Raw genomic sequence first — 25486 nt, 5'->3', positions numbered from 1 at the left:
GAAAAATCCTTTCGAGAGTTCTTTGTCGCACCCAAATGTGGTGGTTGTCGCGCCCTTCTTCAAGCAGGTCTTGTGTCACGCTCCCGTGAGTCGGGCAAGGTCGTCATCCATGGACCGGGCCGGCAGTTCGATCAGCCTTGGCGCTTCGGTAAACAGGAGGGCCGCCTTGACCTCCCGCCCGGGATAAAGCGGCTGCAGCAGGGCGCGATAGAGCGCGAGCTGCAGCAGATAGGCCGGCGGGACTTCGGCGAGAGAGGCGGGTGCGGGCCGGTTGGTCTTGTAGTCGACGATCAAGACCGTGTCCGCGGTGACCGCCAAACGGTCGATCTTGCCGGAAATGGAGCGCTTTTTTCCCCTTACCTCCAGACTGCCCATGATTGCGACCTCGGCTCGAGAGGAGGGCGCGAACAGCTGACCGAGGCTAGGATCGGCAAGTATGGCAATAACCGATGCCAGGGCTTTTTCCCGCTCTGACGAGGGCCAGCCTGCACCGACGCGCGCCAGGTAGCGCTCGACCGCGCCCTTGCGTCCGTCCTCGGCCATGCCAGGCAACATCTGCAGCAGCTTGTGCAGCGCGAGCCCGCGCAGCACGGCAAAACCGGGCTCGGCGTCGCCGTCCAGCACCGGCGAAGCCTTGTCGACGACGGCTTCCTTGCCCTCATCGATCAGCGCCGAGGCGCCCGACGGGGACAGGGGACGCGGCAGGTCCTCGAAGGGCGGCAAGGCACGGAACAAGGTCGATGGCAACGGGCCGAACGCATCGGCCTGCCGCGCCTGCTCACCGGAGCTCGTCGCGACCGGTGGCAGATTGGTGACATGAAAACGATGCACCGGCTCGCCGCTGGCGGGATGCGCACGCTGTTCGCTTTCGGGCGCGCCGGTCAGCGCGCGGCTAACGATCGAATGCCAGGTGCCGGCATTCGGTGCCCGCTTGCCGTGATAGCCACAGACGATCAGCCGGTCCTCGGCGCGGGTCATGCCGACATAGAGCAACCGGCGATACTCGTCGTCGGCGAGCTCTCGGGCGCGAGCGGCGGCCGTTCTCGAAAAGCCGTTGGCGACATCGCTGGCCGACCGCCAGAGATAGCCCTTGCCGGGCCAATGTCGGCCTGAGCCGTCGAAAGGCATCAGGCGCGGCAAATGCTGGTCGCTGAACGGGGCGGAGCCGCCATCGACCAGGAACACGACCGGCGCTTCCAGGCCCTTGGCCGCATGCACAGTCATGACGCGGACCTCGTCGCGGGTCTGGTCCATCTCGCGCTTGATCTCGGGCCCGGCATTCTCGAGCGTCGACAGGAAGGCCTCCAGCCCTGGCAGGCCAGTCCGCTCCTCGGCAAGACAGAAACTCAGGAACTCGTCGAGAATATCGCCGGCTTCCGGCCCGAGCCGGGCGATCATCTTCCGGCGCACGCCATCGCGTGCCAGCAGGCCGGCATAGAACTCGAACACCGGTTTGAAGGCCGCCTCGTTGGCCCAGATGTCGAGCTGTTCGACGACCGCTGCGAGGGCGTCGCTTTCGCCGGCGTGCTGGCGCAGCGACGCGGCCAGTGAGAGGCCGGGCGGCCTCTGCGCGGCGAGCGTGAAAAGCGCCTCCTCCGGCAGGTCGAAGACCGGGCTGCGCAGGATTGCGGCCAGCGACAAATCGTCCTGCGGCTGGATCAGGAGATGGCCGAGCGCGATCAGGTCCTTGACCGCGATATGGCCGGGCAGGCTCAGCCGGTCGGCGCCAGCAACCGGAATGTCGCGGCGTTTGAGGGCCCGGGTCAGGGCGTGGACAAAGCTGTCGCGCTTGCGCACCAGCACCAGCACGTCGCCCGGCCGCAGCCGCTTGCCGCGGCCTTCGATGATCTCGCCGCTGCCGATCCAGCCGGCGATGGTGGCCGCGACATTCTCGGCAACGCGCACCGCGGGGGCATGGGCATGGTCGATAGCCTGCGTCCAGTCGTCGGGCTCGTCGACGATATCGGCGCCGATCGACGGCCACACCTCGACATAGCCGGGCGCATCGGTGCGGATGGCCTTGTGGCTCAGCGGATCGGGATCGTGGCTGATGCCGCGCCGAACGACAGGATCGGCAAAGACGCGGTCGACGGCGGCCAGCACGTCATCGGTCGAACGGAACGACCAGGTCAGCTTGAGGTCGGCGAACGCCGCTTCGGCGTCGCGCACCCGGCCGGCGAACAACAACCGGCTATCGGCGAAGGAGTCGGGCGCCGCACCCTGGAAGGAATAGATCGACTGCTTCTCGTCGCCGACGGCAAACACAGTGCGGTGGATCCTGTCGCGCGCTCCGAAGCCGGCAAAGAATTCCTCGGCCAGCCGCTTCACCACCTCCCACTGGTCAGGACTGGTGTCCTGCGCCTCGTCGAGCAGGATGTGGTCTATGCCTTGATCGAGCTTGTACTGCACCCACGGACCGGCATCGGGCCGCGCCAACAGGTTGACCGTGCGGGTGATCAGGTCGTTGAAGTCGAGAAAGCCGCGCCCACGCTTCAGCACTTCATAGCGGGCGATCAGCCAGTCGGCGATGGTGAGCGCCGCGCGCGTGCCTTCCAGCATCCGGAACAGCGCCAGCCGGTCGACGGTTTCGATGATGGCGCCCGACGCCGAGCGATATCGATCGGCGAGGTCCGGCAACAGATCGGTCAGCGCTTTCTTGAAGGCATTTGCCGGATCGTAGGGCGCGCCATCGGTCTTGAGGAAGGCTCTGGCAAGCAATTGCAGCCGGCGAATCGGATCGCTCTCGGCGAAGGCCTGGCGCGCATAGGGCAGGATGTTGTTCAGCACCGATCTGGCGTCGGTGGATTCGGCGGCCTGGACAAAGCCGGCAAAATAGTCGGGCAGGAAGCCCGGCAGCGGCCACACCGAGGCCGCTATGCCCTCGGCGGTCTGGCCGGGGCGGAAATGGAATTCATCGAACAAGGGCTGGAAGCCATCAAGCCCGACCGCATCGAGGAAAGGCCGCAGCCCGTCACGCTTGCGCACGATCTCGCCGAGCAGGGCATCGAGGCCGGCTTCACCGCCGCGTTCCAGCACGGTGGCGAAGGCGTCGGCCAGGTCCCTGTCGCCGGCGGCCGAAATCATCTCGCGGCGCGCGGTGGCGAAAAGCGATGCCTCCATCTGGCTGTCGAGCATTTCGAAATGGGCGGGGATATTGGCTTCCAGCGGGAACTGGTGGAGCACGGATTCGCAGAAGGCGTGGATGGTCTGGATTTTCAGTCCGCCGGGGGTTTCCAATGCCTCGGCGAACAGGCGGCGCGCGCGGCGCATCGTGTCGCGGTCGGGCCGGCGCCCTTCGAGCGCCTCGATCTTCACGGCCAGCTCGGCGTCGCCGAGCGCCGTCCAGTCCGACAGCGTGGAAAAGACCCGGTTCGACATGTTGGCGGCGGCGGCGCGCGTATAGGTCAGGCACAGGATCTTCGACGGATCGGTGCCATTGAGCAGCAGCCGGATGACGCGTTGGGCCAGCACATGGGTCTTGCCCGATCCCGCATTGGCCGACACCCAGGCGGAATTACCGGGATCGGCGGCGCGAGCCTGGCTTGAAGCGGTGTCGCTCGGGATGGGATAGGCCTTCTTCATGCCTCCCCTCCTTCATCACCCGCATCGCCGCCGGCCGACCATTCGAGCACGCGAGCGAGATGGTCGTAGTCGCCATCCGTCTCGCCTTCGCGAAACGGCAGCGCGCGCGACAGATAGCCGGTCTCCGGTTTGGCATAATGGATCAGCAGTTTCTCCAGCCGCGCCCAAGCCTCTTCGGCGAGGTCGGTCGCGCTCCGCGGCTGACGGTTGTGTTCGAGTATGGACTCCTCGAAGACCTCGCCATTGGGCTTCAGCCGCACGAAGGCCAGCTGCGAGGGCTCGCGCGCGCCCAGATCCTTGAAGGCGCCGCGCCTGAGCAGCGCGCCCTCCAGCGCCAGTTGCGGGGCCAGCAGCATATGCGCCTGCGCCTTTGATGGCGAGGAGCCGGTCTTGTAATCCAGTATGTCGGCCATGCCACCGGCCAGCAGATCGATACGGTCGGCGTAGCCGGACAGTGTCACGCCGGACTGGTCGACGATGGTCTTGCCGGCTCGCTCCTCGGCATGGCGCCGGACCACCGCATCGGCGCGCGTGCGCTCCCACTCGATGATGTTGGCGGCGAGCTTCTCGAAGCGCGGCCACCACACCGCCTCGACATCGGCCGGAAGGGCAGCCTCGGCAAAACAGGCGCGGCCGGCGGCGATGAGGCCGGCGAGCGCGTCTGGCGCCCGTGGATCGGCCACGCGCGACGAGAACAGATGCAGGATGGCATGGAACAGTGTACCGCGTTCGGCAGCACCAGGGTCGCGGATGAGCGGATCGAGCGGCATCAGGCCGAGTATCCGCCTTGCATAGACGGCATAGGGATCGCGGCGCAGGGTTTCGATCTCGGTGACCGAGAAATGGCTTGGGCGCACCGGCAGCGGCGGCTTCGGCTGCGGTCGCGGCGCGAAATCCAGCTTCGGGCCGGTATCGAGTGCGCGCGCCCAGGCGAGCAACTCGTCGCCGCGCCGGCGCAGTGTTGCCGCCTGGTCGTTGCCGATGAAGGTCAGCAGCCGCTGCAGCCAGCGCGATGGCACGGCGGGCGCGTCGCCGGCGCGGGCCGAGCGCGCCAGCACCACTTTCTTAGCGCCCATGGCCATCTGGAAATCATGCGCGGCGAGGCCGATGCGCCGTTCGGGCGGCTCGAGATCGATGCCGGTTTTCATCAGCCGCGACATGAAGCGGTCGCTCTCGGGTTTGCGCGGCCAAACGCCTTCATTGAGGCCGCCGATGACCATCGTGTCGACATCCTGCAGCCGCGCTTCGAGCGCGCCCCAGATCGCGATGTTCCTGTCGGTACCCTGCGCCGGCTTGACCGTCTCGGGCGCGATCAGCGCGCCCATGACATCGGGCCATTCGCTCGCGACGAACGACAGCGACGCCGAAGCCGACACAAGCCCGCGCAGCAGCTCGGCAAGCTTGTCGCCGGCATCGCCGGCGTAGAGGTCTCCAAGACCGCCATCGGCGGAGCGGCCGAGAGCCTCGAGGGCCACCACGCTGGCTTTGACCAGCGCCGCAAGATCGGCATCCGGCTGGCCGCGAAAGGCCGAAAGCGGCGCCAGCGCCTGCGCCAGCCGTGCGAGGAGGGTTCGTGCATCCTCGATGGAGCGCACGGTGAGACGGGCAAACCAGAAGGGCGGCCGGCTGTCATCGCCGAGGCCTGTGAGGCGGGCCTCGAACAAGTCCGGCAGCAAGGCAATGTCGGGGCGGCCCGTGCCGCCGCGCAGCGCCACCAGTTCGACCAGTTCCGCCGCATGGCGCACAGTAGCGCGTTCGAGACCGAGGCCGAGCAGCGGATGCTTGAGCAACGACAGCAGGCCGACCGGGTCCCCCGGCCGGAATACCGCCTCAAGCGTCAGCCGGAGCAGGCTGGCCGCGGGCGTGTTGGCGAGCGGCGTGCCGCCGGAATCGTCGGCGACGACGCCGAAGCGTTTGAGCTCGACCGAGACGCGCCGCGCCAGCGCGCGATCGCCGGTGACGAGAGCCGCCCTCTGGCCCGGCGCCTCGACCGCGTGCTTGAGCGCAACGGCGATGGCAATGGCTTCGTCGCGTTCGCTGGCCGCTTCGAGCAGCGTCACATCGGCAAAGGCGCCGGCAATCTCGGCTGCCGAAAACCTGTTGCGGGTCTCGGCCCACAATTCGGTGGTCTCGGCCGGCCGCAGCGCCTCGCCGACGAGGGCGGCGCGAAGCGCAAGCTGCGGCTCGGCCGTGCCGATCTCCTCGACATCCGAGCGCAGCATGCCGATCTTGCCGATCAGCCTGGCCAGGCCATATTGCGGATGGCCAAGCACGGCCGGGCGCGCGCCACGGGCGACAAGCGCCTGGAAGGACGCTTCGTCCAGCGTCCGGTCGAGCCCGGGCAGCACGATGGCGCCGCCCGGCAAGCCAGCTATCGCGGCAAGCAATTCGGCCGTGGCGGGTATCGAGCCGGTGGACCCAGCGGCGATGACCGGCCCGGCCGGCGGATTGCGCCGCAGCCGCGCTGCCTCGGTGCGGATCAGCGCGCTGCGGTGCGCGGCCGGATTGGAGCGGTCGCTCTCTTTAAGAAATTTCGGCCAGGCATCGGTGACGATGCCGAGAAATTCGAGCGTCACCTGCCACCATCCGGCAAGGTTGCCGGTCACCAGATCGGCGAGCTTGCTCCAGTCGGTGCCTTCCGTCTCGATCTCGTCCATCAATGCAGCGAGATCGCGCGCCAGCCAGATCGCATCGGCGGTCGAGGCCGGGATGACGATTTCCTCGGCGAAGAGGGCCGCGACATGAGCGGGCAGCCTGCGTTTCCATGCCCGCACAAGCGGCGTCAGCAGCAACAGGCGCTCGGTAGCGGCGATCGGTGGCGCAAGATCGATTGCAGCCGACGGCTCGGCGTCGAACGCGGCCTCGTCCTCGTCGAACTCGCCGAGCGGACGGATGACCGGCAGGATCGCCGAACCGCCACCACCGCGTGCCTTCAAGCTGTCGACGAAGACACCACGCAAAGCCCGCGCGGCGCGGCGCGTCGGCACATAGATGGTGACATCGGCCAAGGCGAGCGGATCGCCACCGAAACGGAACCCCGGAATCAGCCGGCCGGCAAGCAGCGCCTCGGCCAGCGTCGGCAGAAACGGCGCTCCAGGGGGGATCGAGAAAACGCGGCTTGGGCCGCTCATTGCGGCTCGGTTAGCGCGCCCGCGACCGCCGTTTCGGCCAGCGCGATGGCATCGGGTGTGCCGACGGTGATCCAGCGGCCCTGCATCGGCATGCCGAACAGGCGGTGGGCGGCAATGGCCTTGTCGAAATAGGCGTTGAGCGAATGCGGTTCGGCGGGTGCGTCCTTGAGCAGGCGCGGATGGATGATCGCGGCGCCGGCATAGATCAGGCCTGCCGGATCGCCTTTTGAACGCCGCAAGGCACCATCCGGCGCCACCAGGAAATCGGTGCTGCCACAGTGTCCTGTCGCCTGATGGTGGTCCGCCAGCATCAGCAGAATATCCATTTTCGCCGCGTCCCATGCAAGGGCGAGCCGGCCGAGATTGAGCGGGCCGTGGTCGATCCAGAAGGTGTCGGCGTTGAGGATGTAGAAGGGATTTTGTCCCAATTCCGGCAATGCCTTGACGATACCGCCGGCTGAATCGAGCAGCCGTTCGCTCTCATCGGAGATGATGATCCGTGGCGCGCGACGCGCGGCGACATGGGCGACGATCTGCTCGGGAAGATAATGGACGTTGACCACGGCCTTGGCGACGCCGGCGGCGGCCAGGCTGTCGAGGCCCCAATCAAGCAGCGTCTTGCCGGCGATCCTGACCAGCGGCTTGGGGATCGTGTCGGTGATCGGCCGCATGCGCTTGCCGAGCCCTGCGGCAAGGACCATGGCAGTATCCGGTGTTGCTGTCACAGCGCGCGTTCCTCCAGCAGCCCATGCGTGTCGTAGAAATCCTTCAGGCTGGCGAGCGCCGGGTGGGACAGCGCCCGGCGCAGATAGTCGCGGATGCGCGGCAGGTGTCTGAGATAATAGGGTTTGCTGTCGCGCTTTTCGAGGCGCACGAAAATGCCGAGGATCTTGGAATTGCGCTGCGCTGCCATGATTGCGTAGGCTTCGCGGAAAGCGTCCGTGTCGAATGGACCGGCGGCCAGGCGCGCCGCGACATAGGCATCCAATGTTTGTCTCTCGATGTCGGGCGAGACAGTGACGCGGGCATCCATGGCGAGCGAGGCGACGTCATAGGCTGCAGGCCCGATCAACGCGTCCTGGAAATCGACGATGCCCAGCCGGTCATGCCCGGAACGGTCGCCGCGCCAGATGATGTTGGGCGAATGGAAGTCGCGCAGCATCAGCGTGTATTCGCTGCCCCGCAGCCGGTCGAAAAGCGCGTTCCATTCCCTGGTGTAGCCCGTCGTCAGATCGTCGCTGGCCGGGCCGCCCGATATTGCCGGCACATACCAGTCGACCAGCAGGTCGGCTTCGATCATCATGGCGTCACGGTCGAAGGGCGGCACCTCGTGAAGGCGGCCCGGTCCCGCTTCCAGACGCCGCGGCCAGCTCTTGCCATGCATCATGGCCAGCAGTTCGGCCGCTGCGGCGTAGCGCGCGGCCACCGGTTCGCCGTCCTTGCCGAGAAACCCTTCCGAGCCGAGATGTTCGAGCAGGAGGAAGCCCTGGTCCAGGTCCTCGGCAAGGATTTCGGGGACACTGACACCGCGGGCTTTCAAGGCGCGGTCGATGGCGACGAAAGCGGACACCGACTGGGCAGTATGGGCAAGCACCGCATAGGGTTTGCCGTCACGCACCGGAGGGCCGAGCAGCAGTCGCGGCGAATTCATCAGCACTCGCGGTTCCTGGCCGGCGAGCGTCACGATCTCGTAGGAGCGGGCCGAGGCATCGCCGATGAAATGGCGGCGGTGGGCTTCGCCCCAGCCGGCGCTTTCCAGGAAACCGCGCATGGCCAGAGATCGCGCCGCGCGGTCGAAGGCCGCCCCTTGCCCCGACAGAAGCGCCAGGCGGCCTTCGCCATGCTGGACGAGTTCGATCAGAACGGTCGTTTTCGGCAGCTCGCCTTCGGCCCGTTCCGGCCATTCGACAAGAGCCGCGCCTTGCGTCAGGGCTTCCTCGAAGCCGAGTTCGTCGAGCTCATTTGCCGACGACAGGCGATAGAGGTCGAAATGATGGACCGGAATGCGCGTGTCGTAGCTTTGCACCAGCGTGAAGGTCGGGCTCGGCACATCAAGGCGGGCATCGTCCGCCAGCGTCCGGATCAGCGCCCGCGCCAGCGTCGACTTGCCGGCGCCGAGATCGCCCTTGAGCGCCAGCACGTCGCCGGCACGCACCGCGAATGCCAGATCCTCGCCCAGCCGCGCTGTCTCTGTCTCGTCGGCGAGCAAACGCTCCAGCACCGGTTCCGTCATCGAACGCGCTACTCGGCCGCGGCGCGGATGCCCGGCATAGCGGGGAAGGTGCAGATGACGGTCGTGCCCTTGTCCTTGCCGGTTTCGATGCGCACGCCGCCGCCATGCAATTCGACGAAGCTCTTCACGATCGACAGGCCGAGGCCGGCGCCGCGCCGGCGGCCGCCATTGGTGCGCGGTTCGAAGCGGCGAAACACCGAATCGAGCACATCCGGCGGCATGCCGGGACCGTCGTCATGAACCGAGAATTCCACCCCGTCCGCAAGCTGGCGGCAGGCGAGCCGGATGGTGCTGGCCTCCGGGGCGTAATTCGCGGCGTTGCTGAGCAAATTGTAGAGGATCTGGCGGATGCGGGTTTCATCGCCGTGGAACGTCCTGGGTGCCGCCGCGGCATTGACCTCGAGACGGATCGAATGCTCCTGCAACCGGTCGGAAACCAGTTCGGCGGCGGCCGCGATGGTGCGGTCGACATGAACCTCGGAAATATCGAGTTGCATGATGCCGGCATCGACGGTTGCGAGATCCAGTATGTCGTTGACGATGGTCAGCAGCACCGAGGAGGACGAGCCGACATGCTCGACATATTCGCGCTGCTTCTGATTGAGCGGGCCGGTCGTCGGCAAGGACAGAAGTTCGGTGAAGCCGATAATGTTGGTCAGCGGCGAACGCAACTCGTAGGACACGTGCTGGACGAAATCGTTCTTGAGCTGGTCCGACTTTTCCAGGGCTTCGTTCTTGTCCTTGAGCGCGCGTTCGACATGGACGCTGTCGGTGACGTCGACAAAGGTCATCATCACTTGCCCGTTGGGCAAGGGGATCATGGCGTACCGCAGCACGGTGCCGTTGTTGAGCTCGGTCTGGCCATGGCGGTCGCGGCGCTCGTCGTCGAAACCGGTGATGGCGGCGACGAAACCGGGCCAGGGGCTGTCCGCCGTCTGCCGGTCGCAAAGGTCACGGATCGTGGAGACGTGCACATTGGGCTTGGCGGCGTCTGCCTCCAGTCCCCATAGCGCGGCAAAAGCCGGGTTCGACAGCCGAAGCCTGCCGTCAGGGCCAAACACCGCCACGCCTTCGGCGAGGTTGTCGAGCGTTTCGCCTTGGACACGCACCGCGGTGCGGTAGCGGCTCTCCAGGTCCATCTTCTCGGTCAGGTTCTCGAACACCCAGGTGACGCCGCCCTTGGGTTGCGGGTTGGCGACGACGCGAATGGTTTTGCCGTCGGGCAGATGCCACCAGTGTTCCTGCGATTCCACGGCGCGGTAGGCGCCGAGCAGGCCTTCCTTCCAGCGGCGCCATTCGGGCTGTTCGGCGATCTTGCCCTCGCTGCGCAGCCGGTCGAGCAGCAAGGCATTGTCGGGCGCGCTGTGCAGGAAGCCACTGTCAAGCCCCCACAGTTTCTGGAACGCCTGGTTGAAGAAGCGCAGCTTCTCGTCGGTGTCGAAGATGGCGACCGCGGTGTTGAGCTGGTCGAGCGTGTCGGCGTGGCTGCGCACCGTGCGCTCATATTCGCCGCGAATGGTCTCGATGGCGCTGGTGTCGCAAGCAAGGCCGGCCGAACCGTCGGCGCCGGCGAAGTCGGTCACCGTGAACACCCGGCGGTCGCCCTCGATCACCGTCGAAAGCGACTGCTCGAAAACCGGGTGCGATCTGTGTTGCGCGGCGATTGTCTCACGTGCCTGGCCACCGAGGAACTCCTTGGCATCACGGACGGCGGCTTCCGGGCTCTCGGCTTCGACCGCGTCGGCATAGGCCCGGTTGACCCATTTCAGCCGCCCGTGCTCGTCGCGCAGCCATGCCGGCATCTTCAGCGCCTCGAGCAGACCGATCATCGTGTCATGATCGGCGGCCAGCCGCTGGTTGTCGATCTTCAGTCGGGCCTGGCTGCGCTGTGTCTCGGAAAGCGAGACAAACCGCACCAGTATGTGCGCCGCGCTCTTGCGGCCGTGCACTTCGAGCGGAGCGCCGGCTTGGGATTCGATGATGAGGTCGAAGGGCCTCGCCTTTTCGCGCAAACCAGCGATGGCATGCTCGAGCGCTGCCGCCGAGCGCGGCATCAGCCAGCGGCCGAAGGCAAGGAATGCCGCCCGTTCCTCGGGCGCGCCGCTTTCGACCGGCAAGGTGCCGATGAGTTCGGGCTTCTTGTTCTCGGCAGCCCAGACGACCACACGCTGGTCGCGCAGATTGAGTAACGCTTCCGAACGACGCAGCGCCGCGTTGATATCGGCGATGCGGCTTCTCAGTTCGACATTTTCCGCCGAGGTGCGGGCCCGTTCGCGGATGAGAACGATGGCCGACAGAAAGGCCGCGCCCGTCACGCCGACAAACACGGCAAGCTGCATCACCTCGATCGTGCTGATTGATAGACCCGCTGCCGACACGCCAGCGCCTTGGGCACGTGCCACCGCGCTAGCCAACGGACAGGCAAGCGTGGAGCCGGCAAGCAACAGTCCAGCGCGGCCACGCCATGAAAGACGCCCGCGCCGTGTTGCGGAGCCTGTGGCCCCCGAATCGTCATGGCCGCCGGAAACGGCCCGTCCCGCTCCGTGCGGGTATTGCCCCGGCATGTCTTGGTCCTCTCCGCCGCCTGAATGCAGGACCGCCCTGAAACGCGCCTCTCTGATCCCCTCTTGGGCTGGAAGCGTCGCGAATCACGTGACAATAAACCCTCGCCGAATCGCCGTGAAGGCTGGTCTTGCGCAAAAATAAAGCCGGGCAAAAAGTCAATCGCCCGGCCTCAATATCTGGTAGTAAATTTAGATTTGGTTAATAGCGGTAGTGTTCCGGCTTGAATGGACCTTGCGGCGTGACGCCGATATAGGCGGCCTGCTCACCCGACAGTTCGGTCAGGCGGGCGCCGAGCTTGTCGAGATGCAGGCGGGCGACCTTTTCGTCGAGATGCTTGGGCAGGACATAGACCTGGTTCTGGTACTGCTCGCCCTTGGTGAACAGCTCGATCTGGGCCAGCACCTGGTTGGTGAAGGAAGCCGACATGACGAAGCTCGGATGGCCGGTCGCGTTGCCGAGATTGAGCAGGCGGCCTTCCGACAAGAGGATCATCCGTTTGCCGTCCGGGAAGGTGATCATGTCGACCTGCGGCTTGACGTTGGTCCATTTCAAATTGCGCAGCGACGCCACCTGGATCTCGTTGTCGAAATGACCGATGTTGCCGACGATCACCATGTCCTTCATCGACCGCATATGGTCGAGGGTGACGACATCCTTGTTGCCGGTGGTGGTGATGACGATATCGGCGGTCGGAGCCGCATCCTCCAGCGTGACGACTTCAAAGCCGTCCATCGCCGCCTGGAGGGCGCAGATCGGGTCGACTTCGGTGACCTTGACGCGGGCGCCGGCGCCCTTGAGCGAGGCCGACGAACCCTTGCCGACGTCGCCATAGCCGCAGACGACCGCGACCTTGCCGGCCATCATCGTGTCGGTGCCGCGACGGATGCCGTCGACCAGCGATTCCTTGCAGCCATATTTGTTGTCGAACTTCGACTTGGTGACCGAGTCGTTGACGTTGATGGCCGGGAAGGGCAGCAGGCCCTTCTTCTGCAGCTGATACAGCCGGTTGACGCCGGTGGTCGTCTCTTCGGTGACGCCACGGATCGCTTCCCTCTGCTTGGTGAAGAAGCCGGGCGAGGCCTTCAGGCGCTTCTTGACCTGGGCGTAGAAATATTCCTCTTCCTCGCTCTGCGGATTGGACAGCACGTCCTCGCCGGCTTCGGCGCGGGCGCCGATCAGGATATACATGGTGGCGTCGCCGCCATCGTCGAGGATCATGTTGGAGAGGCCGCCATCGGCCCACTGGAAGATCCGGTCGGTGTAGTCCCAGTACTGTTCGAGGCTCTCGCCCTTGACGGCGAAGACCGGAATGCCAGCCTCTGCGATAGCTGCCGCGGCGTGATCCTGGGTCGAGAAGATGTTGCAGGAAGCCCAGCGGATATCGGCGCCAAGCGCCTTCAGCGTTTCGATCAGCACCGCGGTCTGGATGGTCATGTGCAGGGAGCCGGTGATGCGCGCACCCTTGAGCGGCTGCTTGGCGCCGAACTCCTCGCGGCAGGCCATCAGGCCCGGCATTTCGGTTTCGGCTATATCGAGTTCCTTGCGGCCCCAGCCGGCAAGCGAGATGTCGGCGATCACATAATCCTTGCTATCCGTCATGGCAGTACTCCGATGCGAATTGTTATGCTTGCGAATTGGTTGCGGATGCGCCCGCGCTGGCAGGCGCATCGAAGGGCGCGAATTGCCGGCCTGACTAGCAGATCGGCATCCAGACGACAATGGGATATAAAGAAATCTTTATCCCTGCATGTCTCTCGGACATGCCTTGGCGGCGCACGGGATCAGCATTCCTCGCCGAATCGGGAGGCAACGAGTTGTTCCAAGGCGTCCATGACCTCGAGCGCCTCCGGCCCGCTGGCGGTGACGCGGATCGATAATCCAGGGCTGGCGGCCAGCATCATCAGACCCATGATCGAGGTGCCGCCGACCTTGACGCCATCTTTTTCGACGTGGACGGATGCGTTGAAGCCGCTGGCGAGTTGGACGAATTTCGCGGAGGCGCGTGCGTGCAGGCCGCGCTGGTTGACGATCGGAAACTCGCGGACGATCTGGTCCTTTTCCGATGAAACCATGCTCATTTGCTGCTCAGAAGTTGGCTGGCGACGTTGATGTATTTGCGGCCCGCGGCCTGCGCCTCATCGAGCGCGGCGGCCATGTTGTCGCCCTTGCGGATCGAGGACAGCTTGATCAGCATCGGCAGGTTCATGCCGGCGATCACCTCGGTGCGGCCGGACTCCATCACCGAGATCGCGAGGTTCGATGGCGTGCCGCCGAACATGTCGGTCAGCACGATGACGCCGGCGCCGGTATCGACCCGGGCCACCGCATCGACGATGTCGCGGCGACGCTGCTCCATATCGTCGTCGGCACCGATCGCCACGGTTTCGAAACTGTCTTGTGGCCCGACGACATGTTCGACGGCATGTCGGAACTCGGTGGCCAGTTGACCGTGCGTTACAAGCACGAGTCCGATCATTCTTTGGTGGCTCCCGTCATCGCCGCTTCACAGGCGCATTTTATGCTCGCCAGCCATTCCGGGCGGCGGGAGCGCTATCTTGTCGACGCGCGGCCCGTTGACAAGCCCAAAATTGCGACGGCCCACGCCATTTTGACGCATTGCAGAAAAAAACCCGGACGGATCATAAAAAAGGCGAGATCGACAACCGCGCCATCACGGCAGGCAGGGCCGCAGCGATATTGCGCTCGGCCACATCGATCCGCGGCACCGCGCAGCCGGCGATGTCGGTGCTGGCGTCCACCTGGAAACGTGCGATTTCATCAGCCGGCAGCAGGCGCAGATGCAGGTCGACGACGCAGGCCGTTTCGAACGTCAGAGGCCGTGGACCCAGCCGCGGCACTTCGGCCAAGCCTGCTATGGTCGCGGGCGCGCGGCACACCAGCCGCCCGGCATGCGCCGCGACGAAAAGCTGATCGTCGCCGACCAGTCGCGAAAACATTCCGCGCTGCCGGCAATGGTCGATGAGCGCCAGCGCCAGCGTCGTCTTGCCCGACCCGGAGGCGCCGCTGACGAGCACGCCGCGCTCGCCGATCAGGACCGCCGTTGCGTGAATGTTTTCAGGTTTCACGAATTGAATCTTTGATCGGCGTCACGCTTCGGCCGGCAGCGTCACGACGAAGCGCGCGCCCTTGATCTCGCCGGGCTTGGTGCCGGGGATGTTCTCGGCGGTCAGCGTGCCACCATGCGCCTCGACGATCTGCCTGGATATGGACAGGCCGAGGCCCGAATTCTGGCCGAACGCCTCGCCGGCCGGCCGGTCGGTATAGAAGCGCTCGAAGATGCGGTCGATGTTGTCGGCGCGGATGCCGGGACCGTTGTCGTCGACGGTCAGGATGTTGAACTTGCCAGCGCGCGCCAGCGACAGGATGATGTGGCCATGGTCCTCGGGAACGAAGGAGCGCGCATTCTCGATCAGGTTGGTGATGACCTGGCCGATGCGCAGGTCATGGCCGACGACGAAATAGCCTTTGACGCCCTGCGGCAGCTTGGCGACCCGAAGTTCGATCTCGACAGCCTTCTTGTTTCGGGTGGTCTCGCGCGACACGGCGACGAGGTCGGTGACGAATTTCTTCAGGTCCACGGTTCCGGCGTCGTCGCGCGCCAGCTCGGCGTCGAGGCGGGAGGCGTCGGAAATGTCGGTGATGAGGCGATCCAACCGTTTGACGTCGTGTTGGATGATCTCCATCAGCCGCGCGCGTGAAGTATCATTTTTCGCCAAGGGCAGTGTTTCCACCGCACTGCGCAGCGAGGTCAGCGGGTTCTTCAACTCATGTGAAACATCGGCGGCGAAGCTCTCGATCGCCTCGATACGCGCATAGAGCGCGTTGGTCATGTCGCGCACCGCGACCGAAAGGTTGCCGATCTCGTCCTGTCGGTCGGAAAAATCCGGGATCTCCTCGCGGCTCTTGACGCCGCGCCGCACCCGCACCGCCGCCGCCGACAGCCGCCGCAGCGGGTTGGCGATGGTCGAGGCCAGAAGCATTGACAGGATGGCGGTGACCAGCGCCGCAATGCCAAAGACACGCAGGATCGCCTTGCGTTCGGCGGCGACGATCTTGTCGATGTCGCCGCCCTCGGTCGACAGCATCAGCACGCCGAGTACGGCGCGGAAGCGCTGGATCGGAACGGCCACCGATACGATCTGCTCGCCCTGTTCGCTGACGCGCACGATGGTCGAGGGGCTGCCGGTCAGCGCCTTGATCACTTCCGGGTACGCGGCGCCATTGCCGCCCGGTTGTTCGTGGTAAACGGGCAGATCGGTGTTGCGGAAGAAGTCGAAGATGAATTTCTGGATGCGCTCGACAAGGTCAGGCTCTTCCTCGTCGACCGGCGGCAGGTCGTAGCGCAGGATCTGGCCGCGCGAATAGAGGTGGCGCGAATCCAGCAGCAGGTTGGCGTCGCGGTCATAGATGCGGGCGCGGGTGCGGGTCGGCGAGATCAACCGGCGCAGCACCGGGGCGACGCGCTCGGGATTGATCGGGAAGTCGAGGTTGTCGAGCTGGTCCGAGCCCGGCCCCAGGCTTTCGCCGGCCTGCAGCTCAAGCAGCTTTTCCGGATCGATGCTGATCGAATCCGTCTCGACGGTCGCCGACGCCGCGATCGCGCCGGCGATGATCTCGCCCTGCGTCATCAGGCTTTCGACACGGGCGTCGATCAGCCCGTCGCGGAAGGTGTTGAGGTAAAGGATGCCGGTGACGAGAACAGCCAGTCCGGCGAGGTTGAGGAAGAGGATGCGCCGCGTCAGGCTGGAAAAGATGTGATGGCCGAGGAAGCGGCGCATCGGCACCGTGATCCTCGAAACGAAGGACGGCATGATACGCGACGGCCGCCTGGTGGCGCCCGTCGGTCTGCTTCGTTGTGCTTCAACTGCCATCGAATAGCAGATCCTGCTTAGCAAGTGGTGGGTAGACAGCAGGGATTGGAGAAATGGATGCCTGGGATCGCGTGACCGCTCGCACCATTCGAAACTGACTACCGGCTATTTCCTACTGCCTACCGCCTATTCACGCTTCGCGGAACCGGTATCCGACTCCGTAAAGGGTCTCGATCATTTCGAAGTCGTCGTCGACGGCCTTGAACTTCTTGCGCAGCCGCTTGATGTGGCTGTCGATGGTGCGGTCGTCGACATAGACCTGCTCATCATAGGCCGAATCCATCAGCGCATCACGGCTTTTTACGACACCGGGACGCTGCGCCAGCGAATGCAGGATCAGGAATTCGGTGACGGTGAGCGTCACCGGCTCGCCCTTCCAGGTGCAGGTGTGGCGTTCCTGGTCCATGACGAGCTGGCCGCGCTCGAGCGAGCGGGCCTGCTGGCTAGGCGCCTTTGCCGCAGCCTCGCGGGCACTGGCGCGGCGCAGCACGGCGCGCACCCGCTCGACCAGCAGGCGCTGCGAGAACGGTTTGCGGATGAAGTCGTCGGCGCCCATCTTGAGGCCGAACAATTCATCGATCTCGTCGTCCTTGGAGGTCAGGAAGATCACCGGCAGGTCGGATTTCTGGCGCATCCGGCGCAGAAGCTCCATGCCGTCCATGCGCGGCATCTTGATGTCGAGGATGGCAAGATTCGGCGGTCGCGCCGCCAGGCCTTCCAGCGCGGACGCACCATCCGTGTAGGTCTCGACGCGATACCCCTCGGATTCGAGGGCGATCGACACCGACGTCAGAATGTTGCGGTCGTCATCGACAAGCGCGATTGTTGCCATTTCAAGCGGCTCCCTCATGAGCTGTCCCTTCTTTCGCAGAGAAGGGGCTTTTGCAGGACAAATTAGGTACAAAATGTGGCATAGGCCTTGTCCGCTGTCACGGGCGGCGGCCGGCGGCCACAATCCTACCTCGACAGGGATTGGACGAACGAACACGGCCAATCCTTTGGGCAACCACGAAACTTTTTGCACATATAAACGATTTAAACAACTTTCAAATTTTTTAAATCGATTAATGATTTGATATCATTTGGCTTTTCTGGTTTTCCATCTTGCCCGGACAGCGGGCATGCTGGAATACTTCAGCAAGATGCGGCAACTCGAAGAAGGGTCATCAATGTCGGAAGTCGGCCAACGCAATCCTGCCTGTGCGATCGATCGTATCGGTCTCAAAACCTCCGGCGTGGTGCGCTACAATTTCGGCGCGGCCGCCCTTTATGAGGAATCGATCAGGCGCAACGAGGCCCGGCTGACCGCCCATGGCGCACTGGTCGCCGAAACCGGGCAGCACACCGGCCGCTCGCCCAAGGACAAGTTCGTCGTCCGCGACAGCGCCACCGAACCGCATGTCTGGTGGGACAACAACAAGGCGATTGCGCCGGCCCAGTTCGACGCGCTGCTCGCCGATTTCCGCGCCCATGCCGCGGACAAGGACCTCTACGTGCAGGACCTGGTCGGCGGCGCTGATACGGAGCTGAAGCTGCCCACCCGCGTGATCACCGAATTCGCCTGGCACTCGCTGTTCATCCGCAATCTGCTCATCCGCCCGGACAGCGCCGAACTCGAGCAGTTCGTACCCGAGATGACGATCATCGACCTGCCGTCCTTCCGCGCCGACCCTGCTCGCCACGGCAGCCGCACCGAAACTGTGATCGCGGTCGATCTCACCCGCAAGATCGTGCTGATCGGCGGCACGTCCTATGCCGGCGAGATGAAGAAGTCGGTGTTCACCATGCTCAACTACTTGCTGCCGGAAAACGGCGTGATGCCGATGCACTGCTCGGCCAATGAGGGCCCCGCCGGCGATGCCGCCATCTTCTTCGGCCTGTCGGGCACCGGCAAGACGACGCTGTCGGCCGACCCGTCGCGTACGCTGATCGGCGACGACGAGCATGGCTGGGGTCCGCACGGCATCTTCAACTTCGAAGGCGGCTGCTACGCCAAGACGATCAAGCTGTCGGCGGAAGCCGAGCCGGAGATCTTCGCCACCACGCAGCGCTTTGGCACGGTGCTGGAAAATGTCGTGCTCGATGCCGAAGCCGTGCCGGACTTCAACGACGGCCGGCTCACCGAAAACACCCGTTGCGCCTACCCGCTCGACTTCATCCCCAACGCCTCGAAGACCGGGCGCGCCAGTCATCCCAGAAACATCATCATGCTGACCGCTGACGCTTTCGGCGTGCTGCCGCCGATCGCGCGGCTGACCCCGGCGCAGGCGATGTACCATTTCCTCTCCGGCTATACGGCCAAGGTCGCCGGCACCGAAAAGGGTGTGACCGAGCCCGAGGCGACGTTCTCGACCTGCTTCGGCGCACCCTTCATGCCACGCCATCCCTCGGAATACGGCAATCTGCTGCGGGAGCTCATCGCCCGCCACGGCGCCGATTGCTGGCTGGTCAACACCGGCTGGACCGGCGGCGCCTACGGCACCGGCACGCGTATGCCGATCAAGGCGACGCGCGCCCTGCTTGCCGCGGCACTCGACGGCTCGCTGAAGACAGGCGTGTTCCGCACCGACGCCAATTTCGGCTTCGAGGTGCCGGTAGCCGTGCCTGGCGTCGACAGCGCCATTCTCGATCCGATGATTCTGGACCCCCGGGCGACCTGGGCGGACAAGGCAGCCTATGACCGGCAGGCGGCAAGGCTGGTCGGCATGTTCGCCATCAATTTCGAGAAATTCGAGCAGCACGTCGATGCAACCGTCATGGGGGCAGCGCCCCGCATGCAGGAAGCGGCGGAGTAACCGCCGAATCGCTGAGCATCATTGCCGCTCGGCACCATTGAAGGCCCGGTTTCGATCGGGCCTTTTCTTTTTCGGTCCGCCGCGCCATGACTGCGGCATGCCGACCGACGACAACATCATCATATCGGACGAAGCCGTGATCCACCCGGGCGACTTGCACGAGGATTTCATCCGCTCGTCCGGTCCGGGCGGCCAGAACGTCAACAAGGTGGCGACGGCGGTGCAACTGCGCTTCGACGCGGCCAACGCAGCGGGGCTATCGGAACGCGTGCGCGCGCGGACAATCAAGCTCGCCGGCCAGCGCGCCACCAAGGACGGCGTCATCGTCATCGAGGCCGGGCGCTTCCGCACGCAGGAGCAGAACCGGGCGGATGCAAGGGCAAGGCTTACGGCGCTGGTCGCCAAAGCGGCGGAACCGCCGCCGCCGCCGCGCAAGAAGACGCGGCCCTCGAAAGGCGCGGTCGAGCGGCGGCTGAAGAGCAAGGCCGGACGCGGCACGATCAAGAAACTGCGCGGCCGGGTGGAGAACGATTAAGCACCACACCAAGGTCGCGTTGTTTGACGCTTTCGGGTCGCCGTTCGCGTTTGAGAGTGGCATGTTGCGGCGATCAACCATCGCCATGCGAGGCAACCCATGCTCGTTCTGCCCAAGGGCGTCCGCCACATGCCGGCCTATCTGCCGCGCATCGCCCAGGAGGCGCTGGTCGAGGATGTCAGGCGCATCGTCCAGCAGGCGCCGCTGTTCGTGCCGGCCATGCCGCGCACCGGCAAGGAGATGAGCGTGCGCATGACCAATTGCGGCCCGCTCGGCTGGGTCACCGACAAGGAAGGGGGCTATCGGTACCAGCCGATGCATCCGGTGACCGGAGAGCCATGGCCGCCGATCCCCGAAGGCTTGCTCGATCTCTGGCAGCAGGTGTCGGGCTATCCGCATCCGCCGCAGGCCTGCCTCATCAATTTCTACACGGCCGAAGCCAAGATGGGTTTGCACCAGGATCGCGACGAGGTCGATTTCTCCGCCCCCGTCGTCTCCGTCTCGCTGGGTGACGACTGCCTGTTCAGGGTCGGCCAGACGACACGCGACGGCGCCACCAAATCGTTCAGGCTGAAGAGCGGCGACGTCGTCGTGCTTGGCGGCGAGGGCCGCCTCGCCTTCCACGGCGTCGACCGCATCTATCCTTCAACCTCGGCTTTGCTCAAAAACGGCGGCAGGATCAATCTGACGCTGCGCCGGGTGACGAAAGCTCAGTGAGCGAGTTGCGGGCATCCGAGCGCCGCGCATAGACTTCAATGTAGTCCCCAGTCGCGATTTCCACGTAGTCGTCCATCAGGGTTTGGAAATCCGCATTCCGACGCATCCACACGATCCAAATTGGCGGAAAGTCCGCCGTGAGCGACCACGTCGACTTTTTCTTGTTCATCCGGTCCATCAGGATGATATCGGGCCTGTTGTCACGGATCAGGGAATTGACGTAGCGAGTATAATTATCAAGGTCTTGCCGCGCGATGCGCTCGTCTTCGCCTTGATACTTACCCCGCATCAAACCCCAAAGCGCATAGGTGCCAAGCCAATCATGGGCATAGGCCGACAGCCAGCGACCATTGGCCATTCTCGTCAGCGGATTGCCGACGGAAAGGTCGGAACTGACCTGAACGATCGATGGCGAGGCGTAACGGCTGTTGATGGCATCGACCAGACCTTTCTCAGGCAGCTGGTAGAACTGGTGATGCGTCACCGAAAGTGCGGCGACCACGGCCAGCGCGGCTGCCGCATGGAGCCTGACACTGGCGATCTCAGAGGCGGCCTGTGGGTTTGCGAGGCCAACCGCTATTCGCCATCGTGATGCCACCGCCAGCAGCATCGCGACCAGCATCGTAGCCTGGTAGGGATACTGGTGATTGGGCCAGTATTTCCCGAGGTACAGCATGGACACAAAAAAGCCGGCGGCACTCGCCACCGCCAGCGCAACGCCGTCTCGCCAGACAGATTTGCGCATCTGGAAAACCACGAAAACGACGAAGACGGCGAAAGTCGGCAATGCCGCGAAAATGTTGATGTTGGCTCGCAAGCTGACATAGTAGCGCATCAGCAATTGCAGGAAAGTGCCGAAAAACTCGGGAAACCATACATACACACTGACGAGATAGGCAGTGCAAACCGTGAAGATGACGACGTTTTCAGCCGTCAGGCACGCCGTCAGCGAGCGTTTGCGCCAAGCGATGTAGAAATAGGGCAGTATGATACCAGTTGCCCAATGTGGTTTGACCAGAAGCAGTACGCTTCCAGCCAAGCCAACCGCTGCGGCAAGGCCAAGAGGAACCGGCGCATCTGCGCGGTTGTCGATCCGCCACATCATCAGGAACAGCATCGGCATGAACAGCATCGTACCGATATGCTCGCGCTGGCCGAAAACATTCCCAGGCATGATGAGAAGCAAAACCGCTAATGCGGGATAGATCCATTGCGTCTTCAGATCGACGAAGATTCGACTTCGCTCGATGACGACAGCCGACAGCGCAATCGAAACGAAGAAGATCAGATAGATGAAGCACTCGATTGCGGATTCCGGCGAGATGCCGAGCCTGTGGGACAGCCATACCGGCCCAATATAGAGGGCCACGGAGAAAGGCGGATTGGTTTCCAGAATGTCGACATAGAGCCTCTGACCATCCAGAACCTTTTCGCAGATAACGATGAGCCAGCTGACGTCGGTATTGTCGCCGGCGGTCCACGGCATAAAAAAAGAGAACACCACTACGGTCGCAACAAGCCATACCGGCGACAAGCTTCCAACCGCGGACGCAAAGCCAGTCGCAGTACTGATGTTTCTTACATTTCCCATGCTCATCGGACCGCCCCAACAAAGATGACTTTTACGCAGAATGACGAAATCATGGACGGGAACACAGCTGTGCCGGCCTCAGTGCCAAGGGTGGCAGTTGATCCGGTTCTGAGGAATACAAGCCAATATGGTCGGAAGCAGAAGCCGATCGTGCGTGCGCGCCCACTGTGTCGAGCAGCGTCGAAATGGGCACGACCGGTGCTCGCGCCGCTCGCCCAGCGGCAGTGCTGACATCGATCACCGGCTGCTCCCGCCACTGGAACTGACACCGAAAGCTAGCCGGGATTGCCTAAAGTGCGGTTAATCGCGCCATTACAGTCTGCGCGGTTCAGCCGGATTTTCGGTGGCACCGCGTCGCAGGCAACCAGGGCCGGCAAGGCACCGACTGTTTCCCGGATCGGTTGAGGCCTTGAACCGATTATGCCTCGATTTCCAACGCCGACAGCGGCCTGGAGCAACAGGCCAGGATGAAGCCGTCATCGATCTCGTGATCGAGGATGCCGCCATTGTGGCTCATTTCGACATCGCCGAAGACCTTCTTGACCTTGCAGGTTCCACACAGGCCGAATTCGCAGGCCGCGGGTATCCGCACGCCCGAGGCGCGCGCCGTCTGCAGCACGGTCTGGCCGGCGACACATTCGGCATCGACGTCCGAAAGCGCGAAGCGAATCGCTGTCGCGGCTTCGGCGGGAACAGGGGCGCCGTCCTGTGCGGGCGCTGCGAACGGCGCCGGGATTTCCTCCACCACCGGCGCGGCGAAGCTCTCCTGGTGGTATTTCGTCATGTCGAAGCCGGCGGCTTCCAGCATGCCGCGCACGGCCCGCATGAAAGGATCCGGACCGCAGCAGAAGATCTCGCGTTCGCGAAAATCGGGCGCCAGCAGCGGCAGCCTTATGGCGTCGATACGGCCCATATGGCCGTACCAGCCCTCACGGCTTGAGCGCTCCTCGATCATGAAGCCGAGCGACAGGCCGGGCATATGGCCGCCGAGCAGTTCGAGTTCCTTGCGGAAGATGATCTCTTCGGGTCGGCGCGCGCAGTTGACGAAGCTGACATCGGTCCATGGCGCGCAGTCGTTCAGCCAGCGCAGCATCGACATCATCGGCGTCACGCCCGAGCCTGCCGAGATGAACAGATATTTGGCTGCCGGATGGCTGTGCAGCGAGAAGTCGCCGGCCGGCCCGTAGGCCTTGACGTGTGAGCCAGGCACCAGATGATCGAACATCCAGCGCGTACCAATGCTGCCGGCCTGTGCCTTCACCGTCACCGCGATCGAGAACGGCCTCGATGGCGACGATGACAATGTATAGGTGCGCATCAGCGGCCCGTCATCTGTCGGCAGTTCCAGCGTCACGAACTGGCCCGGCTTGTAGCGGAACCAGGTCTGGTTGTCGGAGCGGAAGGTGAAGGTCTTGACGTCAGGAGACTCGTCGCTGACCCCAATCACTTCCAGCACCTGGAGCCGGTCGTTCCAGGGCGCCATCTGGTCGAGATGGCGGTAAAGGCCAAGATCAGTCATCGCGTTCATCCTTTGGCCTCTCAGGCGACACTGCGGAGCGCTGGTCGACCATCCTCGGCGAGGCGCGGACCAATGAAACGCGCATACCAGTCGACGAACTGGATGACGCCACCCTCATGCAGCTCCGAATACGGGCCTGGTTCGTAGGCCGGCGACAGGATGCCGAAGGCGTTTTCCTCGACGATACGGCGATCCTGATCGTTGGTCTCGGTCCACACATGGGTGAGTTCGGCGAGATCGTAATCGACGCCCTCGACCGCATCCTTGTGCACCAGCCATTTCGTCGTTACCGCCGTTTCCGTGGCACTGATCGGCAGCACGCGGAAGGTAACGGCGTGATCGATCAGGATGTGGTTCCAGGTGGTCGGATAGTGATAGTGCATCAGGGTGCCGATGCGGTCGGCCGAGACGCTGTCGGAGAGGTTCTTCTTCACCGCCCGCTTGCCGCTCATCGTGTAGCTGACCGCGTCGCGCAGCAGCGGCGCGCGGGTGGCGCGATATTGCCCGGCCGGATCGATGCGGAATTTGCTCGGCAGGCCAACGGCCTCGCATTTCGCCCAGTGCGCGATCATCTCAGGATCGCTGTCGGCGCCCTGTACACCGGTCACGGTCGGCGCCTCCGGGAAGGTCTTGCAAAGCTCCGGATGGCTGCCGGCGCAATGATAGCACTCGCGGTTGTTTTCCCAGACCAGCTTCCAGTTGCCCTTCTCGACGATGGTGCTCTGGAAAGCGATCTTTGCTTCGCTCAGCCGGTGCGGCTTGAGATAGGGTTCGATCATCGCCCGCATCGGTGCGAAGTCGGCGGGCTCCCTGGCCAGGCAGATGAAGACGTAGCCGGCCACGCTCTCGCAGGCGACCGGCTTCAGGCCGAACTGGCCTTTGTCGAAACCGTCGGCCATCTGGCGGGCGAACAGCAGGCGGCCGTCGAGCTCGTAGGTCCACTGGTGATACGGGCAGACCAGTTTGGCCGCCAAGCCCTTGTCGGTGTTGCAGACGCGGCTGCCGCGATGGCGGCAGGAGTTGTGGAAGGCATTGATCTTGCCCTGCTGGTCGCGCACCAGCACGACCGGATAGTCGCCGATCTGCACGGTGATGAAGCTTCCCGGCTTCGGCAATTCGCAATCATGGCCGATGAACAGCCAGTCGCGATACCAGATCAGCTCCATGTCGAGCTTGAAGTAGTCCGGGTCGGTGTAGAAGGGCTGTTCCAGCGAAAAGCCCTCTCTGCGGCTGTTCAAGAGCCTCAGCATATCGTTGCGCGCATCCATGTCCTGTCCTCGCATTCATCGCATCGGCCCGTCCAAACGGACGCGCGTCGCTCTAATGACTGAACCGGAGGGGATGAGAGGAAGGACAAGGCTGCATGCCGGCAAGCGCCGGGCATGCGGCATCCGCCTCTTGACCGCCCACCGCGATCAGTCGAGTTCTACGATCTCTGGCTGGTTTCCGGGCTCTGGAGTGTCCTTGCGGACGGTCGCGACACCTTCCCAGGCTTGCGCCCAGTGGTCTCCCGTTGCGACTTGAACTCCACCACCGTCGCGGGGGCAGCGCCGGACTTTGACCGGCTTCCCAATTCTCCGCCCCGTCGTCACGAAGCGGCACCTGAGATGACATGATCTAATCACGACAGCGCTTGCGACATCGGCATGAAAGCGACATTGCATCCATGTGGCGCGACACCCATGCGCAACGATCTGGTCACGAGCAGCGACAGCGAAAATCATCGCGGTGACGGCCGCGCCGGGCGTCGGAATCGGCCCGGAGTGGAAGCAAAAAGGGTTAACGGTTTCGAAAAGTGACTATTAGCAGATTCTAAAATCGAACCGAACGGTTCGTTTCTGTTGACGGTGCGTGCAGGACGGTGTGAACGCCGAGCCTCCGATAGAGTCGGTGATGACGACACCGACTTTAATTAACGCGTTGATA

General features: G+C 64.0%; 17 protein-coding genes and 1 riboswitch. Of the genes, 3 read left to right on the top strand and 14 right to left on the bottom strand.

Going from position 1 to position 25486, the window contains the following annotated elements; genetic code table 11:
• Positions 1-75: 75 nt before the first annotated feature.
• The 11 genes from addA to FJ548_RS27325 all read right to left on the bottom strand — a co-directional run bounded on the left by addA (position 76) and on the right by FJ548_RS27325 (position 17235).
• Positions 76-3582 (bottom strand): double-strand break repair helicase AddA, encoded by a 3507-nt coding sequence (addA, locus tag FJ548_RS27380; RefSeq protein WP_140779526.1) that lies wholly within the window; start codon positions 3580-3582, stop codon positions 76-78.
• The gene (gene addB / locus FJ548_RS27375; protein ID WP_140779525.1) at positions 3579-6713 is read right to left on the bottom strand and encodes a double-strand break repair protein AddB; all 3135 of its coding nucleotides are present in this window, start codon (positions 6711-6713) and stop codon (positions 3579-3581) included. The genes addA and addB overlap by 4 nt, the downstream gene beginning before the upstream one ends.
• Positions 6710-7414: a nucleotidyltransferase family protein gene (locus FJ548_RS27370; protein ID WP_246671398.1), complete on the bottom strand. Its 705-nt coding sequence runs from the start codon at positions 7412-7414 to the stop codon at positions 6710-6712. The genes addB and FJ548_RS27370 overlap by 4 nt, the downstream gene beginning before the upstream one ends.
• A 20-nt stretch (positions 7415-7434) precedes the next feature.
• Positions 7435-8946: a tRNA (adenosine(37)-N6)-threonylcarbamoyltransferase complex ATPase subunit type 1 TsaE gene (gene tsaE, locus FJ548_RS27365; protein WP_140779524.1), complete on the bottom strand. Its 1512-nt coding sequence runs from the start codon at positions 8944-8946 to the stop codon at positions 7435-7437.
• 8 nt (positions 8947-8954) lie between these two features.
• Positions 8955-11510: a PAS domain-containing sensor histidine kinase gene (locus FJ548_RS27360; protein WP_140779523.1), complete on the bottom strand. Its 2556-nt coding sequence runs from the start codon at positions 11508-11510 to the stop codon at positions 8955-8957.
• Between the two features lie 199 nt (positions 11511-11709).
• Positions 11710-13110 (bottom strand): adenosylhomocysteinase, encoded by a 1401-nt coding sequence (gene ahcY, locus FJ548_RS27355; RefSeq protein ID WP_140779522.1) that lies wholly within the window; start codon positions 13108-13110, stop codon positions 11710-11712.
• A gap of 182 nt (positions 13111-13292) precedes the next feature.
• Positions 13293-13589 carry an HPr family phosphocarrier protein gene (locus FJ548_RS27350; RefSeq protein ID WP_140606689.1) on the bottom strand — a complete coding sequence of 99 codons (297 nt, stop codon included), beginning with the start codon at positions 13587-13589 and terminating at the stop codon, positions 13293-13295.
• Positions 13586-13987 (bottom strand): PTS sugar transporter subunit IIA, encoded by a 402-nt coding sequence (locus tag FJ548_RS27345; RefSeq protein ID WP_140690825.1) that lies wholly within the window; start codon positions 13985-13987, stop codon positions 13586-13588. The genes FJ548_RS27350 and FJ548_RS27345 overlap by 4 nt, the downstream gene beginning before the upstream one ends.
• 163 nt (positions 13988-14150) lie before the next feature.
• Positions 14151-14597 carry an HPr kinase/phosphorylase gene (locus FJ548_RS27335; protein ID WP_181168923.1) on the bottom strand — a complete coding sequence of 149 codons (447 nt, stop codon included), beginning with the start codon at positions 14595-14597 and terminating at the stop codon, positions 14151-14153.
• A gap of 21 nt (positions 14598-14618) precedes the next feature.
• On the bottom strand, positions 14619-16403 hold the full coding sequence (locus FJ548_RS27330; protein WP_140606692.1) for a sensor histidine kinase: 1785 nt from the start codon (positions 16401-16403) through the stop codon (positions 14619-14621).
• A gap of 130 nt (positions 16404-16533) precedes the next feature.
• Positions 16534-17235: a response regulator transcription factor gene (locus FJ548_RS27325; protein WP_010912942.1), complete on the bottom strand. Its 702-nt coding sequence runs from the start codon at positions 17233-17235 to the stop codon at positions 16534-16536.
• A 337-nt stretch (positions 17236-17572) separates the two neighbouring features.
• On the opposite strand from FJ548_RS27325, the gene FJ548_RS27320 reads away from it, so the two are divergent.
• The 3 genes from FJ548_RS27320 (at position 17573) to FJ548_RS27310 (ending at position 20450) form a co-directional block, all read left to right on the top strand.
• On the top strand, positions 17573-19198 hold the full coding sequence (locus FJ548_RS27320; protein WP_140779531.1) for a phosphoenolpyruvate carboxykinase: 1626 nt from the start codon (positions 17573-17575) through the stop codon (positions 19196-19198).
• A gap of 97 nt (positions 19199-19295) precedes the next feature.
• Entirely contained in the window at positions 19296-19733 is a 438-nt protein-coding gene (gene arfB, locus FJ548_RS27315; protein ID WP_140606693.1) for an alternative ribosome rescue aminoacyl-tRNA hydrolase ArfB, read from the top strand.
• Positions 19734-19832: 99 nt separating this feature from the next.
• Positions 19833-20450 (top strand): alpha-ketoglutarate-dependent dioxygenase AlkB, encoded by a 618-nt coding sequence (locus tag FJ548_RS27310; protein ID WP_140606694.1) that lies wholly within the window; start codon positions 19833-19835, stop codon positions 20448-20450.
• Here FJ548_RS27310 and FJ548_RS27305 read toward each other — a convergent pair.
• The 3 genes from FJ548_RS27305 to FJ548_RS27295 all read right to left on the bottom strand — a co-directional run bounded on the left by FJ548_RS27305 (position 20413) and on the right by FJ548_RS27295 (position 24828).
• On the bottom strand, positions 20413-22047 hold the full coding sequence (locus FJ548_RS27305; protein ID WP_140606695.1) for a hypothetical protein: 1635 nt from the start codon (positions 22045-22047) through the stop codon (positions 20413-20415). The genes FJ548_RS27310 and FJ548_RS27305 overlap by 38 nt on opposite strands.
• 412 nt (positions 22048-22459) lie before the next feature.
• The gene (locus tag FJ548_RS27300) at positions 22460-23560 is read right to left on the bottom strand and encodes a hybrid-cluster NAD(P)-dependent oxidoreductase (protein WP_140606696.1); all 1101 of its coding nucleotides are present in this window, start codon (positions 23558-23560) and stop codon (positions 22460-22462) included.
• 20 nt (positions 23561-23580) lie between these two features.
• Complete coding sequence (locus tag FJ548_RS27295; RefSeq protein ID WP_140606697.1) at positions 23581-24828, bottom strand: aromatic ring-hydroxylating dioxygenase subunit alpha; 1248 nt, start codon at positions 24826-24828, stop codon at positions 23581-23583.
• A gap of 151 nt (positions 24829-24979) precedes the next feature.
• Positions 24980-25181: riboswitch (cobalamin riboswitch) on the bottom strand.
• Between the last annotated feature and the right edge of the window lie 305 nt (positions 25182-25486).

It is taken from the genome of Mesorhizobium sp. B2-4-17 (assembly GCF_006441275.1).
Lineage (GTDB): Bacteria > Pseudomonadota > Alphaproteobacteria > Rhizobiales > Rhizobiaceae > Mesorhizobium.
The sequence above is the reverse complement of the archived record's forward strand: the minus strand, read 5'-3'. Positions and strand labels throughout refer to the sequence as shown.

Excerpts from the sequence above, each read along its gene's own strand:
- addA (WP_140779526.1), bottom strand. The coding sequence starts at position 3,582 with ATGAAGAAGGCCTATCCCATCCCGAGCGACACCGCTTCAAGCCAGGCT.
- addB (WP_140779525.1), bottom strand. The coding sequence starts at position 6,713 with ATGAGCGGCCCAAGCCGCGTTTTCTCGATCCCCCCTGGAGCGCCGTTT.
- FJ548_RS27370 (WP_246671398.1), bottom strand. The coding sequence starts at position 7,414 with ATGGTCCTTGCCGCAGGGCTCGGCAAGCGCATGCGGCCGATCACCGAC.
- tsaE (WP_140779524.1), bottom strand. The coding sequence starts at position 8,946 with ATGACGGAACCGGTGCTGGAGCGTTTGCTCGCCGACGAGACAGAGACA.
- FJ548_RS27360 (WP_140779523.1), bottom strand. The coding sequence starts at position 11,510 with ATGCCGGGGCAATACCCGCACGGAGCGGGACGGGCCGTTTCCGGCGGC.
- ahcY (WP_140779522.1), bottom strand. The coding sequence starts at position 13,110 with ATGACGGATAGCAAGGATTATGTGATCGCCGACATCTCGCTTGCCGGC.
- FJ548_RS27350 (WP_140606689.1), bottom strand. The coding sequence starts at position 13,589 with ATGAGCATGGTTTCATCGGAAAAGGACCAGATCGTCCGCGAGTTTCCG.
- FJ548_RS27345 (WP_140690825.1), bottom strand. The coding sequence starts at position 13,987 with ATGATCGGACTCGTGCTTGTAACGCACGGTCAACTGGCCACCGAGTTC.
- FJ548_RS27330 (WP_140606692.1), bottom strand. The coding sequence starts at position 16,403 with ATGGCAGTTGAAGCACAACGAAGCAGACCGACGGGCGCCACCAGGCGG.
- FJ548_RS27325 (WP_010912942.1), bottom strand. The coding sequence starts at position 17,235 with ATGGCAACAATCGCGCTTGTCGATGACGACCGCAACATTCTGACGTCG.
- FJ548_RS27320 (WP_140779531.1), top strand. The coding sequence starts at position 17,573 with ATGTCGGAAGTCGGCCAACGCAATCCTGCCTGTGCGATCGATCGTATC.
- arfB (WP_140606693.1), top strand. The coding sequence starts at position 19,296 with ATGCCGACCGACGACAACATCATCATATCGGACGAAGCCGTGATCCAC.
- FJ548_RS27310 (WP_140606694.1), top strand. The coding sequence starts at position 19,833 with ATGCTCGTTCTGCCCAAGGGCGTCCGCCACATGCCGGCCTATCTGCCG.
- FJ548_RS27305 (WP_140606695.1), bottom strand. The coding sequence starts at position 22,047 with ATGAGCATGGGAAATGTAAGAAACATCAGTACTGCGACTGGCTTTGCG.
- FJ548_RS27300 (WP_140606696.1), bottom strand. The coding sequence starts at position 23,560 with ATGACTGATCTTGGCCTTTACCGCCATCTCGACCAGATGGCGCCCTGG.
- FJ548_RS27295 (WP_140606697.1), bottom strand. The coding sequence starts at position 24,828 with ATGGATGCGCGCAACGATATGCTGAGGCTCTTGAACAGCCGCAGAGAG.